This is a genomic window from Streptomyces sp. NBC_01261 (assembly GCF_036226385.1).
GTDB lineage: Bacteria > Actinomycetota > Actinomycetes > Streptomycetales > Streptomycetaceae > Streptomyces.
Genome location: NZ_CP108463.1, coordinates 5,928,214 through 5,943,991, shown reverse-complemented (window position 1 = coordinate 5,943,991; position 15,778 = coordinate 5,928,214). Strand labels below are relative to the sequence as shown.

Annotated in this window: 12 protein-coding genes; 2 read left to right on the top strand and 10 right to left on the bottom strand. The window is 72.3% G+C overall.

Going from position 1 to position 15,778, the window contains the following annotated elements:
- Positions 1 to 81 precede the first annotated feature (81 nt).
- The 7 genes from OG226_RS26250 to OG226_RS26220 form a co-directional block, all read right to left on the bottom strand.
- Positions 82 to 519: a VOC family protein gene (locus OG226_RS26250; RefSeq protein WP_328681056.1), complete on the bottom strand. Its 438-nt coding sequence runs from the start codon at positions 517 to 519 to the stop codon at positions 82 to 84.
- Between the two features lie 84 nt (positions 520 to 603).
- A complete protein-coding gene (locus OG226_RS26245) occupies positions 604 to 1,272 on the bottom strand; it encodes an alpha/beta hydrolase (protein WP_329353519.1) in 669 nt (222 codons plus the stop codon).
- Between the two features lie 62 nt (positions 1,273 to 1,334).
- Positions 1,335 to 2,141, bottom strand: a complete 807-nt coding sequence (locus OG226_RS26240) for a DUF1295 domain-containing protein (protein ID WP_329350194.1) — start codon at positions 2,139 to 2,141, stop codon at positions 1,335 to 1,337.
- Positions 2,138 to 3,481, bottom strand: a complete 1,344-nt coding sequence (locus tag OG226_RS26235) for a class I SAM-dependent methyltransferase (RefSeq protein ID WP_329350193.1) — start codon at positions 3,479 to 3,481, stop codon at positions 2,138 to 2,140. Before OG226_RS26235 ends, OG226_RS26240 begins: the two co-directional genes overlap by 4 nt.
- Positions 3,478 to 4,236 (bottom strand): DUF1365 domain-containing protein, encoded by a 759-nt coding sequence (locus tag OG226_RS26230; protein WP_328681062.1) that lies wholly within the window; start codon positions 4,234 to 4,236, stop codon positions 3,478 to 3,480. Before OG226_RS26230 ends, OG226_RS26235 begins: the two co-directional genes overlap by 4 nt.
- Positions 4,233 to 5,519 carry an NAD(P)/FAD-dependent oxidoreductase gene (locus OG226_RS26225; protein ID WP_329353518.1) on the bottom strand — a complete coding sequence of 429 codons (1,287 nt, stop codon included), beginning with the start codon at positions 5,517 to 5,519 and terminating at the stop codon, positions 4,233 to 4,235. Before OG226_RS26225 ends, OG226_RS26230 begins: the two co-directional genes overlap by 4 nt.
- Positions 5,520 to 5,682: 163 nt before the next feature.
- Positions 5,683 to 6,912 carry a serine hydrolase domain-containing protein gene (locus OG226_RS26220; protein ID WP_328681064.1) on the bottom strand — a complete coding sequence of 410 codons (1,230 nt, stop codon included), beginning with the start codon at positions 6,910 to 6,912 and terminating at the stop codon, positions 5,683 to 5,685.
- A 481-nt stretch (positions 6,913 to 7,393) separates the two neighbouring features.
- Between OG226_RS26220 and OG226_RS26215 the strand changes: the two genes are divergently transcribed.
- Positions 7,394 to 10,648, top strand: coding sequence for an FG-GAP-like repeat-containing protein (locus tag OG226_RS26215; protein WP_328681066.1), 3,255 nt, complete (start codon positions 7,394 to 7,396; stop codon positions 10,646 to 10,648).
- A gap of 67 nt (positions 10,649 to 10,715) precedes the next feature.
- Here OG226_RS26215 and OG226_RS26210 read toward each other — a convergent pair whose 3' ends face one another.
- The 3 genes from OG226_RS26210 to OG226_RS26200 are packed head-to-tail and all read right to left on the bottom strand — an operon-like array spanning position 10,716 to position 14,224.
- Positions 10,716 to 13,247, bottom strand: coding sequence for an ABC transporter permease (locus tag OG226_RS26210; protein WP_329350192.1), 2,532 nt, complete (start codon positions 13,245 to 13,247; stop codon positions 10,716 to 10,718).
- Positions 13,248 to 13,250: 3 nt separating this feature from the next.
- Complete coding sequence (locus tag OG226_RS26205) at positions 13,251 to 13,994, bottom strand: ABC transporter ATP-binding protein (protein ID WP_328681069.1); 744 nt, start codon at positions 13,992 to 13,994, stop codon at positions 13,251 to 13,253.
- On the bottom strand, positions 13,991 to 14,224 hold the full coding sequence (locus OG226_RS26200; protein ID WP_328681070.1) for a hypothetical protein: 234 nt from the start codon (positions 14,222 to 14,224) through the stop codon (positions 13,991 to 13,993). Before OG226_RS26200 ends, OG226_RS26205 begins: the two co-directional genes overlap by 4 nt.
- A 178-nt stretch (positions 14,225 to 14,402) precedes the next feature.
- On the opposite strand from OG226_RS26200, the gene OG226_RS26195 reads away from it, so the two are divergent.
- Entirely contained in the window at positions 14,403 to 15,698 is a 1,296-nt protein-coding gene (locus OG226_RS26195) for a sensor histidine kinase (protein ID WP_329350191.1), read from the top strand.
- The last annotated feature ends 80 nt before the right edge of the window (positions 15,699 to 15,778 follow it).

The following is a 15,778-nucleotide window of genomic DNA, read 5'->3' as shown; positions in this document are numbered from 1 at the left end:
CCACGAACTGACACTCCATCAGTCCGACCGGCTTCCCAGAACGGCCCTGACCTGCAAAAACGCAGAAGTCCGGCTGTAGTACTAGCCCCAGGTGCGGGAGCACAGGACGAGGCGGTAGCCGTCCGGGTCGGCGACCGTGACTCCGTGCTCGTCCCAGTACGGGTTGTGCGCGGGGACCCGGGTGCCGCCGGTGGCCACCAGACGCTCGACCAGGGACTCGTCCACGGGCGTGCCCAGGTAGACCACGAAGAGGTCGTCCTCGGTCGGGGCCGGTTCCAGGGGATGCTCGGGGTCGTGGGTCAGCTCGAAGTGCCAGGACGCGCCGGGCGGTCCGACCATCACGAGATCGTGCTCACCCCGGACGCGCTCGGTGGTCCGCCACAGGACGTCGAGCCCGAGCCCGTCCACGTAGAAGCGTTCCGCCGCGGCGAGGTCCCGGGAGGGGCGGGCGACACGGATGTGCGTCGTGGAGTCGATCACGCCGGGCCCGCCCGAGCCGGGCGGCGTTGCCTCAGTCATGGACATGATCCTATGGTCCGGCCTGCCCGGTGGCGAAGGGTATTCCGGTCCGCGTCCGGTGCGACGGCTCGTCGGGAACACCGCTCAGAGCACCGGAATCTCCCCCACCCCGTAGCCCCCCGCGGGCAAGGGGTCCGGGACAGCCGCCGGGTCGAGCAGATGGGCGACCAGTGCGGCCGTCGTGTGATGCCAGAGGCCGTGGCGGCGGAGCATCCCGTGGTCGCCGTCGGCGATGAACGCCAGGCCCGCCCGCGTCGCCCCCGCCTCCCGTGCCCGGCGTACGCAGTCCGCCGTCTCTGTGGGCGAGGTGACGTGGTCGTCTTCGCCGTGCAGGGCGACGACGTGACGCCCCGCCGTCTGCTCGACGGGTTCCCCCCGCGGCCACCACGGGGCGAGGGCGACCACGCCCGTCACCAGCGGATGACCGGCGGCGCGCAGGGCGGCCCGGCCGCCCATGGAGTGGCCGAGCAGCACGGTCGGTACGGGGCCGGTGAGTTCGGCCAGGGCGTCCAGTGCGCGCAGGGTGTCGCGGGCCGCGTCCGCGCGGTCACCGTTCCAGCCGCGGAGGCGGTAACGGACCTGCGCCACCAGGACGTCCTGATACGGCAGTTCGGCGGTCACCGCGCGGACGACGGGCTTCATGCGCAGCGCGGCCAACTGCCAGGGCCGGGCGGCCCGTTCGCTCGTCTCCTGGCCGCCGTGCAGGACGAGGACGGCGGCCCGGGGGTGCGCCGGACGCCGGCGCACCGTCAACGGAGCCCGCTGATCGGCGTGTTGGGTGGTGTCGTGCTGTGGCTCGATGAGGTGCTCCTTGCTCACTCCGGCCTCGGCGGACGTGGGAGGAAACCGCTGGTGCGGGCACGGTACTCGGCGTACCCCGGCCGGTCGGCCATGTGCCGTTCCAGCAGCCGTTGGCCGCTGCCCCGGGTCAGCAACAGGCTCATCACCAGCGGCGATACGACGGACACGACGGCCGCCGCCGGGGAGTCGCAGGTGAGCAGGAACAGGCCCCACCACACGCAGAAGTCGCCGAAGTAGTTCGGGTGCCGGGTCCAGGACCACAGCCCCCGGTCCATGATCCGGCCCCGGTTCGCGGAGTCGGCGCGGAAACGGGCCAGTTGGGCGTCCCCGACCGCCTCGAACCCGATGCCGACCGCCCAAAGAGCCGTACCGGCCGCGTAGGTGAGTAGCGAAGGCCGGCCGGGCACGTACTGCGCGGCCTGCACGGGCAGGGACACCAGCCAGACGAGCCCGCCCTGGAGGAGGTAGACCATGCGCAGGGCGTACGCGTTCCGGTTGCCGGGCGCCTTGGCCAACATCCGCTCGTAGCGCGGGTCTTCGCCGTGCCCCCGGCCCCGGCGGGCGATGTGGACCGCCAGCCGCAGCCCCCAGGCCGCCGTCAGCGCCGTCACCAGCAGTCGTCGTACGGGATCGCCCTCACCGGCGGAGACGGCGAAGGTCACGGCGGCCACCGCCGTGAAGCCGAGGCCCCAGGCGATGTCGACGATCCGGTGCAGGCCCACCCGCACCGCTACGGCGAAGGTGGCGAGCATGACGGCGAGGGCCGCGGCGGCGGACCAGGCGAGGTTGAGCGCGAACGCGCCCCAGGGGAAGCCGTTCACGGCGTTGCCACACCCTCGGCGGAGTTCGGCTTGGTGAACAGGTACTGCTGGACGTCGAGGTAGCCGGAGCGGAAACCCGCCTCGGAGTAGCCGAGGTAGAAGGTCCACAGCCTGTGGAAGACCTCGTCGAAACCGAGCGCCGCCGCCTCTCCGGCCCGCTCGGTGAACCGTTCGCGCCACAGGCGCAGGGTCTCGGCGTAGTGCGCGCCGAAGGCGTCGCGGCGGGCGAGGCGCAGGCCGGTGTGGTCGCGGGCGGTCTCCTCGATCGCCTCGGTGGAGGGGATGAGGCCGCCGGGGAAGACGTACTTGTGGATCCAGGTGAAGGTGTCCTGGGAGGCGAGCATCCGGTCGTGCGGCATGGTGATGGCCTGGAGCGCCAACCGGCCGCCGGGCGCGAGCCGTTGGTCGATGGCGCGGAAGTACACCGGCCAGAACTCGGCGCCGACCGCCTCGATCATCTCCACGCTGACGACGGCGTCGTACGTCCCGGCCGCCTCGCGGTAGTCGCACAGTTCGACGGAGACGCGCTCGCCGAGACCGGCGGCGCGCACCCGTTCGACGGCCAGGTCCCGTTGTTCGCGGGAGAGGGTGAGGGAGGTGACGCGGGCGCCCCGGGCGGCGGCCCGCAGGGCGAGTTCGCCCCAGCCGGTGCCGATCTCCAGGAGCCGGGTGCCCTCGCCCACGTCGGCGAGGTCCAACAGCCGGTCGATCTTGCGGTGTTGGGCCGCCGCGAGGCGGTCGTGGCTCGCGGGGAAGCCCCGGAATACGGCTGAGGAGTAGGTGAGGGTGTCGTCGAGGAAGAGGGCGAAGAGGTCGTTGGACAGGTCGTAGTGACGGCTGATGTTGGCGCGGGAGCCGTCGGGTGTGTTGCGCTCGGCGTGCGGGTGGCGCGGCGCCCACAGCGCGCGCAGCCGTTGCAGCGGGTCCGGGATCAACTCGGCCGCGTGCCCGGCCAGTACGGTCAGGGCGGCCACCAGGTCGGGGGCGTCCCACTCACCGGCCATGTACGACTCGCCGAACCCGACCAGGCCGTGGGTGCCGATGCGGGCGTGGAACGCGGCTGGGTCGCGGACGTCGATCAGCGGGCCGCCCTTGCCGAGGTCCGGGGACCCCGCGAACCGGGCCCGTAGCGGCAGTTGGCCGAGGGCCCGTCGGACGAGGGCCGCGGTGATCGCGGTACGGACGCGGGAGGCGGGCGGTACGGCGGCGATGTCGGGCCAGTGGGCGGGGTCGACGGAGCTCGGACCCACGGGCCCGGTACGCCGGACGGCCCGGCTCGCGGCGCCGGCCTCGGCATCGGGCGCGTCGGTGGTGGTGATCCGGCGTTCTGCTGTCGTCATGTCGCTTTCTCCGGAGTGCGGGGTTCGGGGCGACGGGGCTGCACCGGCAGTCCCCGCAGGTAGAGCCGTATGCCGTGGAAGCGGATCGCGGCCGACACGGCGAGGGTGGACCAGGGGTGGCGCAGCGCCAGCCGCAGCAGCCGCGCGGCGCTCGCCGCGCGCCGGGTGCCCCGTACCGTCGCGGTGAAGGCACGGCCGCCCTCACGGTCCAGGTGGACGGTCAGGGAGAGCTGGGCGCCGGGCGGCGGCAGCCGCATGCGGTAGCCGCCGTCGACGGGGAAGAACGGCGAGACGTACAGCTTCTTCTCGGCGCGTGCGGTGCCGGAGGCGTCCGGGTGCAGCAGATAGCAGTGCCGGCCGCCGTAGGTGTTGTGCACCTCGGCGACGACACAGCGCGGCTGCGCGTCGGGGCCGTAACACCAGTACAGGGTCAGCGGGTTGAAGACGTAGCCGAACACCCGGGCGTGGGTGAGCATCACCACCCGGCCGCCGTCCAGGTGGACGCCGTGCTCGGCGAGGAAGGCGTCGAGACCGGCCCGGATCGAGGGCAGGTCGCCGCCGGTGAAGTGGTCGCGCGGGTCGAACCGGGCCAAGGGGCGCAGCACTCGCGGGATTTGGGGCGGGTGGTCGGGATCTATGAGCCACATGTACGTGCGGTGCCGCAGCGCGTACCGCCGCGGGGTGGTCCGCACGTGCGCGATGTCGCAGGAGTACAGCGCCGGAACGGCACTCACCGGCTCGGGTACGGCGTTCACCAGCGCACCCCCAGCGCGGCCGCGGCCTCGACACCCGACCGGCAGCCGTCCTCGTGGAAACCCCAGCCGTGGTAGGCGCCCGCGAACACGCAGACGTCACCGGCGAGTTCGGGCAGCCGCTGCTGCGCGGCCACCGACTCGGGGGTGTAGACGGGGTGTTCGTAGACCATGCGGGCCAGCACCCGCGTGGGGTCGACGCGGTCCTGGCCGCCGAGGGTGACCACGAACGTCTCGGTGGCGTCGAGGCGTTGGAGCCGGTTCATGTCGTAACTGACCTGCACCTGCCCCGAGTCGGCTGTGCAGGACGGCATCAGGTGGTTCCAGGAGGCGCGGGCACCCGGGGCGCGGGGCAGCAGCCGGGTGTCGGTGTGCAGGAGCGTGGTGTTGCGTGAGTACGGGAACGCGCCCAGCAACTCCCGTTCCAGCTCGGTCGGTTCGGCGAGCAGCTTGAGCGCCTGGTCCGGGTGGACGGCGATCACGACGGCGTCGTAGGACTCGGTGCTGCCGTCTTCGGCGGTGACGTCCGCGCGGTCGGCGTGACGCCGTACGGACCGCACGGGGGTGCTGGTCCGGATCTCGCCGATGTGCTTGGCGATCCGGTCGACGTAGGTGCCCGAACCGCCGGTGACCGTGCGCCACACCGGTGATCCGCTCACCGAGAGCATGCCGTGGTGTTCCAGGAAGCGGAACAGATAGGCGGCCGGGTAGCGCTGGGCGGTGACGGCGTCGCAGGACCACACGGCCGACACCATCGGCGTGACGAAGTGGGCGCGGAAATAGGCGGAGTAGCCCTCCCGGTCGAGGAACTCCCCCAGGGTGAGAGCCTCTTCACCGCCCCGGGCCAGCAACCGGCGGGCCGCGCGGTGGAAGAGGGGCACCTCGGCGAGCAGCCGCAGATAGCGGGGGCGCAGCAGGTTGCGGGGCTGGGCGAAGAGCCCGGCCGGGCCGCGCGCACCGGCGTACTCCAGCCCGCACCCCTCACAGCGCACGGACATGCTCATCTCCGACTCCTGCGTGGGGACGCCGAGTTCGTCGAAGAGCCGCAGCAGGCGTGGGTAGGTGCGCCGGTTGTGCACGATGAACCCGGAGTCGACGCGGTGCACCCGCCCGTCGTGCGCCGACGTCAGCTCATGGGTGTGCGCGTGCCCGCCGAGCCGGTCGTCGGCCTCGTACAGGGTGACGTGACCGGCGCCGCCCAGGATGTACGCGGCGGTCAGCCCCGCCACCCCGGACCCGATCACGGCGGTCCGGCGCCCGTCCCGCGCTGTCCGCTCCATCGCCATCTCCGTCACGTGTCCTCCCGTCGATCAGGGGTTCACGCGTAATCCGGATCAGGTCGGGCGGCGGATTGGCCGAATGGCGAAACAGCTGGTGGGGCTGCCAGGCCCGACCCGAAACCCCCAGGTCGGAGACCCGGGGGCGTGGTGTCGAGCGGGCGGGACGGCTCTAGCGCGTGGGGGTCGAGCCGTCGTAGACGTGGCCGGGTGTGGCGATCTGGGTGATCGCGCGGGCGAGCAGGGTGGACGGCTCCTGGCCCCCGGTGGTGATGTCGGTGTTGATCAGCACGACCAGGGTCGCCTTGAGGGCGGGGAGGTAGACGGTCACGGACTCGTAGCCCGGGATGGAGCCGTTGTGGCCGATCCAGCCGCCGGTCTCGAAGATGCCGAGGCCGTAGTCGAGGCCGGGGAATCCGGTCGGCAGCACCTTCAGCCGCTGCTTCTGGGTCTCGGGGCTGAGCAGTTCCCCGGTGGCGACGGTCTTCGCCCAGCTGCGCAGATCGTGCATGGTCGAGATCATCGCGCCGGCCGACCAGGCCCAGCTCGGGTTCCAGTCGGTGGAGTCGGCGACCGCGCCGGTCAGGGTCTGGTTGGTGTAGCCGTGCGCGTGCGGCTCGGGGAACTCACGGACGTTCGGGCCGTCGGGGAACAGCGTCTGGTCCAGGTGGGCCGGGCGCAGCACCCGCCGGTCGATGACGTCGGCGATGTGGTGCCCGGTGACCTTCTCGATCACCAGGCCGAGCAGGACGAGGTTGCTGTTGTTGTAGACGAACGCCTTGCCCGGCGCGGCGGTGTTGCGATGCTTGTAGCCGTACGCGAGCAGCTCACGCGGGGTGAACGTGCGGGTCGGGTCGCTCAGCAGGTCGTGCGCGAAGTCGGCGTCGGCGCTGTACGGGAACAGCCCGCTGCGCATCTCGGCCAGGTGGCGCAGGGTGATGTGGCGGCCGTTCGGCACGCCGTGGACGTAGCGCGAGATCGGGTCGTCCAGCCCGATCCGCCGCTCGTCGACGAGCTGGAGCAGCGCGGTGACCGTGAAGGTCTTGGTCTCACTGCCGATCCGCGAGGAGAAGTCGGTGCTCATCGGCTGCCGCGTGACCTTGTCGGCGACACCGGTCGCCCGGACGTAACACCCCTTGCCCGGCATCCACAGGCCGACGGCTACACCGGGGATGGCGGCGGTCCGGCGCACATCCGCGATGGCCTTGTCGAGGCGGGCGGTCAGGTCGCGGCCGAGGCCGTGCGACGGGCAGTCGTCGTGGTTGTGCCGATCGACACTCGTGAGGTGGACCGCGGTGGCGGCGGGAGTCGCGGCGGTGGCGGAAGCCGCCATCGTCGGGGTCAGTACGGACGCCACCAGCAGCACAGCTGCGAACAGGCGTCGGGACGGAGTGCGTCGCATGTGGGGGCGCTTCTTCCGGTTCGGGGCTGAGGGGTGCAACGCCACCATCCGGAGTCCGGCGGGAGGCCGTCCTGCGGTACGCGTCCCTGCGAGTCCACTCGATCGGACCGGTGTTCGGCCGCAACACCCGACCGACCCGACAGGCGTTCGACGACGGGCCAGCCGCGCGGTCAGGACCCCGAGCCACGGCCTGAGGGCGTCTATCGCCGCATGGGCCCTGCGGCTCGCCGTCACCTCGACCGTCACGGCCGTGTCGAGCTTCTTCGTCGGCGGGGACGGCCGCGCGGGCGCCGATGACGACCACCACTGACGAACCCGCGGCCTCTCGTCCGACGGCCTGAACCTCGTACCTGCTTGGTCATGCCCATGCTGTTAAGCTCGCTTCCCTTACGCGCATGGGGGAGCCGTCGGGGGCCGGGGGAAAATGCCAGGACGTTGCCGTACGTCCGCCATGCCTTCTTCTTTGCCCTCTGGAGGAATCGTGGCTCGACTCGGCCGGCGTCGGCACAGACAGAGACCCTCTTTCGGGGCGGGTCAGGCGCGCCTCGTCCCGCCACCGGCGCGTGTCGCGGCCGTCCTGGCGGCGGCACTGACGCTCAGCCTTCCCCTTGCAGCCCTGCCGTCCCCGGCCTTCGCCACCGTGGCCGGAGAGGTGGTGGTGGACGCCGCGCCCCGTGCCGTTCCCAGGGCCACGCAGATCCTCGACGCGGGGACCAGCGGCTTCCTCTGGGCCCAGGAGGGCGACGACCGGCTCCTGTGGACGGACTACGCCTCCGGCACCACCACCGCGCTGGAGCAACGGCTCGACGCCCCGCTCGCGTACGACATCGACACCGGCTACTTCACCCACGCCGCCTCCTTCAAGACCGGTTATTACGGGGACGGTTCGGACACCGTCGCCCTCTACTCGGCGGCGGACGGCCGGGTCGCCCTCCTCAAGGGCGCGGGCACCTCGGGCGGCACCGGCGTGGTGCCGCTTCCCGAGGGCGCCACCTACCAGGGCACCTTCGGTGACACGGTTCTCACCAGCACCGACGCCGCCGACGGCAACCCGAACGCCTATCAGTTGTGGCGCGTCCAGGACGGGGGCCAGGCCGCTCAGACCGCCGTCACCGGGCTGCCCGACAGCGCCGCCAACATCCAGGTCGAGGACGGCGACGCGCGATCCGTCATCCTCCGCTACGACACCGGCGCCGACGGGGACGGCTACAGCCACTGGGGCCTCGTCGACCTCTCCACCGGCGTCCTCAGCGCGCTGCCAGACCGCGTCGACGCCGACAACGGCTGGGAGGTGAGCGGCTTCCGGCTGAGCGCCGACTCGGTGGTGCGGGTGCGGAGCGGGCGCAGCAAGGCCGACGTGTACGACCGTGCCGACCTGTCCGCCGCACCGCGCACGTTCGACACCAGCTCCCTCAGCTACCAGGCCACGTACGGGATCGTCGGCGACAAGCTGCTCGGCGTGGAACCGGTGTCTCCCGGCGACAACCTGTACCGGGGCCAGCCCCTGTGGGCCCTGAGCTCCGACGGCACGGACACGTCCATGGCCAAGGTCATGGACCCGGCCGCCCACCAGATCGTCCAGGCTCCGGACGGTTCCGTCCTCGTGGCGGGGGCCGACACGTACGTCGAGCGGGGCGAGCTCGACTGGGGCGTGTACCGGATTGTCAAGGGCGCCGACGGCTCGGTCACCCGCAGCCGTGTGACCGCCGTGGCGCCGATGCCCGCGACGGTGAACGGACTCGCGCTCGGCAGCGGCGTCCTCACCACGGCCGGCAACAGCACGCTGTACGAGCCGTCCACGGTCGAGGGCGCGTATCGCAGCACCTGGCTCGCCACCGGCACCACCCCCGGCGTGGTCACGTCGAGTGTGGACGCCCTGGTCAACGGCCGGGACGGCAATGAGCTGCTGGCCGACGGCACCGGCCGGCACGGCCGCGTGGACTCCACCGAGTCCGGCCTGACCATGCTGTACGCCAACGGCGCCACCGGCTGGGGCCCCACCCTCGACACCGGCGACGACTCCCCGCAGTTGAAGGGTCTCTCCGGGCGGTACGCGATCGTCGACGGAGCATCCTCCGGTCAGCAGTACGTCGCCGAGTTCCCCGTGGACGGGACGGCGCCGAAGGTCCTCCAGAAGCGCGACCGGGTCGCCGCCGCCGTGTGGGGCGACACCCTGTGGAGCGGGACCGCCACCGGGAGCACGATCACCGCCACCGGGCTCCCGTCCGGCAGCGCGGGAGAGTCCTTCACCACCCGCAACGGCTGCACCCCGGCCGACCTCCAGGCCGTGGGCCGCTGGGTGTACTGGACCTGCGAGGACTTCGGAGGCGTCTCCCGAGGCGCGGGCGTCTACGACCGTACGACCAAGAAGACGTCGACCGCTCCCCAGGGCGGGGTCCTGCTCGGCGACGGCTACTTCGTCCAGCATCTCGCCGGCACCGGGGCGACCGGCGGGCTGACGCTCTTCGACCTGCACGGCGGACTGCCGTCGAGCGGCGCCTACACCGATCTGCCGAGCCGCAAGGTGGCCGACTGGACCGAGATCGGCAAGGACAAGGGCCGGATCGGCACCGACTGGACCGTGGACCGCTTCGGCGGCGGCGTCGCGTACACCGACACCGAGCAGCGCGTCCATGTCGTGCCGGCCGGTTTCGCGGCGTCCGCGCTGACCTCAATCGACTCCACGGTCACCGCCAACACCGCGAGCTGGTCCGGTACTTGGTGGCTGTCGAAGCCCGCCGCCGCATGGCAGGTGGCGGTCCGCGACACGGCCGGAACCACCGTGCGCACCTTGTCCGGCGCCGACGCCCGCGGGCTGCTGAAGGCCGCCTGGGACGGCAAGGACTCCGCAGGCCGCCTCGTCTCCAACGGCACCTACACCTGGACGCTCACCGCCCGGCCCGCCGACGGCAAGGGCGCCGCCCTCACCCGTTCCGGCAGCCTCACGGTGACGGCGGGAGCGGCGGCACCGCGCGATTACGCGGGCAACGACGGCGTCGGTGACCTCGTCACCCTCAGCTCCTCCGGCACCCTCACCGTCCAACGCGGCACCGGCAAAGGCACGTTGGGCAGCAAGGTGTCCGGTAACAGCTGGCCGACGAGCGCGAAGTCCGTGCCGTACGGCGATCTCGACGGCGACCGGTGCAACGACATCCTGGTCCGGCTGAGCAGCGGCGCGCTGCGTGCCTACCACCCCGCCTGCGGCAAGGCGCCGACGCCGACGACCCGGTACACCTCGCTCGGCACTTCCGGCTGGAACCAGTACGACGTGCTGACCTCGACCGGTGACGTGACCAAGGACGGCCGGCCGGACCTGATCGCGCGCAACACGGCGACCGGGACCGTCTACCTGTACAAGGGCACCAGCACCGGGACGTTGTCGGCGCGCGTGAAGCTGTACGCGGACTGGAAGACGTACAAGAAGGTCGTCGGCGCCGGCGACCTCAACGGTGACGGCATCGGCGACCTGCTCGTCCAGGACAAGGCGAACAACCTGTACCGCTACAACGGCACCGGCAAAGGGACGTTCGGCGCGCGGGTGAAGGTGTTCTCCGCCTGGGGCGGGTCGTACAACGCGGTCGTCGGGGTCGGCGACATCACCGGGGACGGGAAGGCCGATCTGGTCTCGCGCGACACCGGTGGCAACGTGTGGCGCAACAGTGGCAACGGCAAGGGGTCGTTCGGCGGCCGTACGAAGATCGCGTCGGGCTGGCAGGGGTACAAGTCCGTCGCGTGAGCCTTCTGGTTCCCTCGCGAAGGCCCGGGTCGTCGACCCGGGCCTTCCGCTGTCTCCCGTATCCGGCTCAGTACGCGCGGATCGCATCCGCGGGCGGTGTCCGCAACGCCTGCCGCGTAGGCAGTTCGATGGTCAGGAAAGCCGTCACCGTGACCGTCAGCGCAAGCCCCGGCAGCAGCCAGACCGGCCCCGCCGGCCAGGGGCGGCCGAGGAAACCCTGGCCCAGCAGCGCCAGCGGGATCGCGGAGAGCAGCAGAGCCGTGGTGAGCGCCGTGGCCGCCGTCATCGCGGCCTCGCGGCGCATCATCGCGCGGATCTGGCGCGGGGTCGTGCCGTTGAGCCGGAGGGCACCCAGCTCCACCCGGCGCTGGGCCGTGGCCGCGACCAGCTTGTTGGCGATGCTCAGCAGCAGGTAGACGAGGAGCACCACGATCGTCGCGAGGTTGATCCACACCTCGGGCGGAGCGTCCTTGAGGCCGCCCGTGGAAGGGGAGTCGGCCGGTCCGAGGGTCAGGCCGGGGCGGGCGGCGGCGAGGGCCGTGAGGTTCTGCCGCGCCTTCGCCGTGCCGTCCGTACGGATCAGGAGGGACTGGTCGAGCGCCGTGGTCGTGTGCCCGGCGGCCAGGTCGTGGGACAGCACCACCGTGCCGAAGCCGAGCCCCCGCCCGTACACGGCGACGACCTTGGCGTCGACGCGCGTACCGTCCCCGAGCACCAGATCCACCGTGTGCCCCACCCCCGCGGAACGCGTACGCGCCACATCACCGCTGACGGCGACCGTCGCGCCGGTGAGCCGGCTCAGACTGCCGTCCCGTACGTCGAGGTCGAGGACGCCCGCCGCGTCCGGCGTGAGGATCGTCGCGGCACCCGAGTCGACCGCCGGGTCCCCGAACTCCTTGTACTCCCACACCACCGTGGTCGTCCCGACGGGCGCGGCGGCCTTCACCCCGGACGTCTTCCGTACGGCGGCGAGCGTGTCCTCGGGCAGTCCCCCCAACCCCGCTGCACTCAGGCGTAGTTGGGCCAGAGTCCCGACGCTCGTGTCCTGCGCGGTCGCGGCCAGCACGGTGGTCTGGGTGAAGGTGTACGTCAGCACGAACACGACCGCCATGGCCAGCGTGGAGACGATCCCCGCGTTGCGCAGGGCGTACGCGCGCAGGTTGGCCATCGCCAGCCAGGTCGGCGCGGACGCCCCCGACCTCGTCATGCGCGCCGCCGCACCGCCGATGCCGCGCACCAGCGCCGGTCCCGTCATGGCCAGCCCGATCGCCCCGATGATGCCGGCGAGCGACGTGGCCGTGGCGCCGATGACCGTGCGGGAGAACAGCGGCAGGGCCGACATCACCGTCGCCACGACGATGACGGCCACGCCGACACGGGTCCGGATCCGCGACGGTTCGCGCGGCTCGCTCCGCGACTCGGCGACCGCCTCGGTGGCCGGCATCCGCGAGGTCCGCCACGCCGAGCAACGGGCCGACACCTGGACGGCGAGAAGCATCAGCACGATCGCCGCGAGCGCGGGCAACGGGCTGTAGGTCAGGGGGAGTTGGGACGGGATGACGCCCCGGTCCGCGAGCAGTCCGCGGAACTGTCCGGCCAGCAGATACCCGAGCCCCACCCCTGGTGCCACGGCAACGGCGGCCACGACGGTGGACTGCGCGGCGGCCAACCGCCGAATCTGCTTCGGAGTCGCTCCGACGGCCCGCATCAACGCCAGGTCCCGTCGCTGCCCACCGATCGCCACGGCCAGCGCACTCGCCATCACGAACCCGGTGATCAGCAGCACGATCCCGGACAGCGACCCGGCGAGCAGCACGAGCAGCGAGCGCGAGGCTCCGGCGCCGGGTGCGGCCGTGTCCCCCCGCTCGGCCCCGGTGACGGTCAGGAGCCCGGTGCCCTTCAGCTTCGTACGGACCTCGGCGGCGACCCGCGCCTCGGCACCGGGCGCGGTACGGAGGCCGACCAGGTCGACACGGCCGGACCGACCGGACAGACCTACGGCCGTCCTATCGGCGAAGTAGACGCCGACGTCCGGCGTGTTGACTACCGCCGATATCCGATAGTCGCTCGCGGGGCGGGAGTTGACGACGACCTGGACACGGTCGCCCGGCTCGACACCGGCCGCCGCGGCGCTGGCGCTGTCCACCGCGACCTCGTCCGAGGCGGTCGGCGCGCTGCCGGTGACCCGCGCCCCCGCCAGCAGCTTCGTCGAGGACCAACCGTGCCCCGACACCTGAGGATCTCCGGACGACGACGCCACGACCCGACCGTGCGCGTCGACGAGAGCGGCCGGGAAGCCGACGTCGCCGACGGACAGGGTCACCCCAGGCAACTCACCCAGTTCGCGGACCAGTTGGGCCGGGATCCTTCGGCGTTCCGGGAGCGCGAGCGGGAGGTCGCCGGGCGGGTGGAACTCCTGGTCGGCCGCGACCACGACGGACGCTCCGGCGAGGCGCCCGGCGGGCAGGTGGGAACGGAGGCCGGACTCGGCCAGGACACCGGTGGCGGTGACCAGCGCCGCGCCGCCAAGGACCGCGCAGGCCACGGCGATCAGCGCGCTGACACGGTGGCCGACCATCTGTATCGCGAGACGGAACATGGTTCAGACCCTCCCCAACTCGACCAGGCGGGCGGCCAGTTCATCGGCGGTCGGCGCCTTGAGGGCGTCGACCACGCGGCCGTCGGCCATCACCAGCACGTGGTGGGCGCGGGCGGCGGCGGCCGGGTCGTGGGTGACCATCACGACCGTCTGGTGCAGGTCGTTCACGAGGTCGCGGAGGAGGTCGAGAACCTCGTGGGCGCTGCGCAGATCGAGCGCGCCGGTGGGTTCGTCGGCGAACACGACCGCCGGGCGGGCCACCAACGCCCGCACGACGGCCGCACGTTGCTGTTGCCCGCCGGACAGCTCGGCCGGGCGGTGGCTCAGCCGGTCCGCCAGCCCGACGCGCTCCACCAGCGTGCGCAGCCAGTCGCGGTCGGCGGTGCGGCCCGCCAGCCGGAGCGGCAGCGTGATGTTGTCCTCGATGGAGAGGGAGGGGATCAGGTTGTACGCCTGGAACACGAACCCGACGCGCTCGCGCCGGAGTTGGGTGCGCCTGGTCTCGTTCAGCCCGGCGATCTCGTGACCGTCGATACGGACACTGCCCGAGGTCGGGGAGTCGAGCCCGGCGGCGCAGTGCATCAGCGTGCTCTTGCCGGAGCCGGAGGGGCCCATCACCGCGAGGAAGGTGCCGCGTTCCACGGTCAACGACACGTCGTCCAGGGCGCGTACGCCTCCGGGGTAGGCCTTGCTGACGCCCTCCAGGGCGATGGCGGCGGTGGTCGTGGCGGTGGCTGTGGTGTTCATCGCCGGCCCCGCAGGTTGCGTACGACGAGGGTGCCCGCGCACAGGACGGTGACCGCGCCGCACACCAGGTGCACCCAGGTGTCGGCACCGCCGAAGGAGACCGCCATGTTGGTGAGCGCGCTGGCCACGACCACGATCCAGAGCAGGGTGCGGGCGATGTCCCCGGGGCTGAGGCGGTCGGGTTCGGTGGTCGTCGACTCGGTCGTCGGGTGGGTCGTCGGCTGCGGCATGGGGGCTGCTCCCGTGGTGCTGAACGGTGCGTTCCGGGGGGTCCGGCTGTCGTCATCGACGCTATGGATCAGCACCCCTCGCGGCCGATCCCGCAGCCCGCCCGGTTCGGGGTACAGCAGGCTGTACTCCTCTCTTCCTCCACCACGAAGAACTCCCGCACGGCATAGGGTCCTTCGCATGACAGCGAGCACGAGCGAGGCGAGTGGTGGGGCGGATGATGGAGCGACCGCCCGGCGCGAGAGCTTCAAAGAGATCGCGCTACGGGCCCTGAGCACCGCGGGCCGGGCCGTCGCCCAGCTCGCCTCCGGCCTCAACACAGCCCTGCTCGCCGCCCTGTTGCTGCTCCGGCTGGCCCTCACCGCCGTGACGAGCGTGGTCGGGGTGGGGCTGCTGGCGGCCCCCGCGTCACTGCGCGCCCTGCACGCCCTGGCCGGTCGGGAACGTGCCCGGCTCGCCCGCTGGGGCCCCGAGGTCGTAGCCCCGCAGCCCCCGCCCACCCGGCTGCGGGCCGCCCTCGTAGACCCCACCACCCACCGCGAACTGCGGTGGCTGCTACGGCACTCCACCCTGGGACTGCTGCTCGGGCTGCTCGGTGTCCTGCTGCCGATCTCGGCCGTGCGGGACAGCGCGTTCCCGCTGTACTGGACGTTCATGCCGGAGAACACGACGGCCACGTCGCTCGGCATCGGCAACGCGCACACCTGGCCGGACGCCCTCGCCGTGGCGCTGCTGGGCGTGGGCTGGATCGCGATCATCCTGGGACTGACGCCCGGCATGGCCCGGCTCCAGTCTGGTCCTGGACGGCGGCTCCTCGCGGCCGGTCCCGACGTCGATCTCTCCCTGCGCGTGGCGGAGTTGACCGCGACCCGCGCCGCCGCCCTCGACGCCCACGCCACCGAACTCCGGCGTATCGAACGCTCGTTGCACGACGGCGCGCAGAACAGGCTCGTCTCCGTGGCCGTGTTGATCGGGGCCGCCCGCCGCATGGTGGCCCGGGACCCGGCCGGCGCCGACGAACTCCTCGAACGCGCCCAGTCCGCCGCCGAGATGGCGCTGGCCGAACTCCGCACGGTCGCGCGCGGCATCCTGCCGCCGGTACTGGCCGACCGGGGGCTCGCGGGCGCGCTCTCCGGCCTCGCGGCGGACTGCGCGGTGCCGTGCCGGATCGACGTGGACGTACCCGCACGCTGCGCGGCCTCCGTCGAGGCGACGGCCTACTTCGTCGTCGCCGAGGCCCTGACCAACATCGCCAAGCACAGCGGCGCCGCGCACGCCACGATCACGGCACGCGGCACCGGCGACCGCCTCGTCCTGCGCGTCGAGGACGACGGCCGGGGCGGTGCCGACGCCGAGGGCGGCTCGGGCCTCACCGGCATCCGCCGCCGTATCGCCGCACACGACGGCGACCTCACCCTGACCAGCCCGCCCGGGGGCCCGACCGTCCTGACCGCGGATCTCCCTTGTGGCCGGTGAGCTGGGGACCATGACGAGCAACGGGAGTCTGCGATGCGGAACTTGAGCTACTTGAGCCACCTGAGCTGTGGAGCGTGACC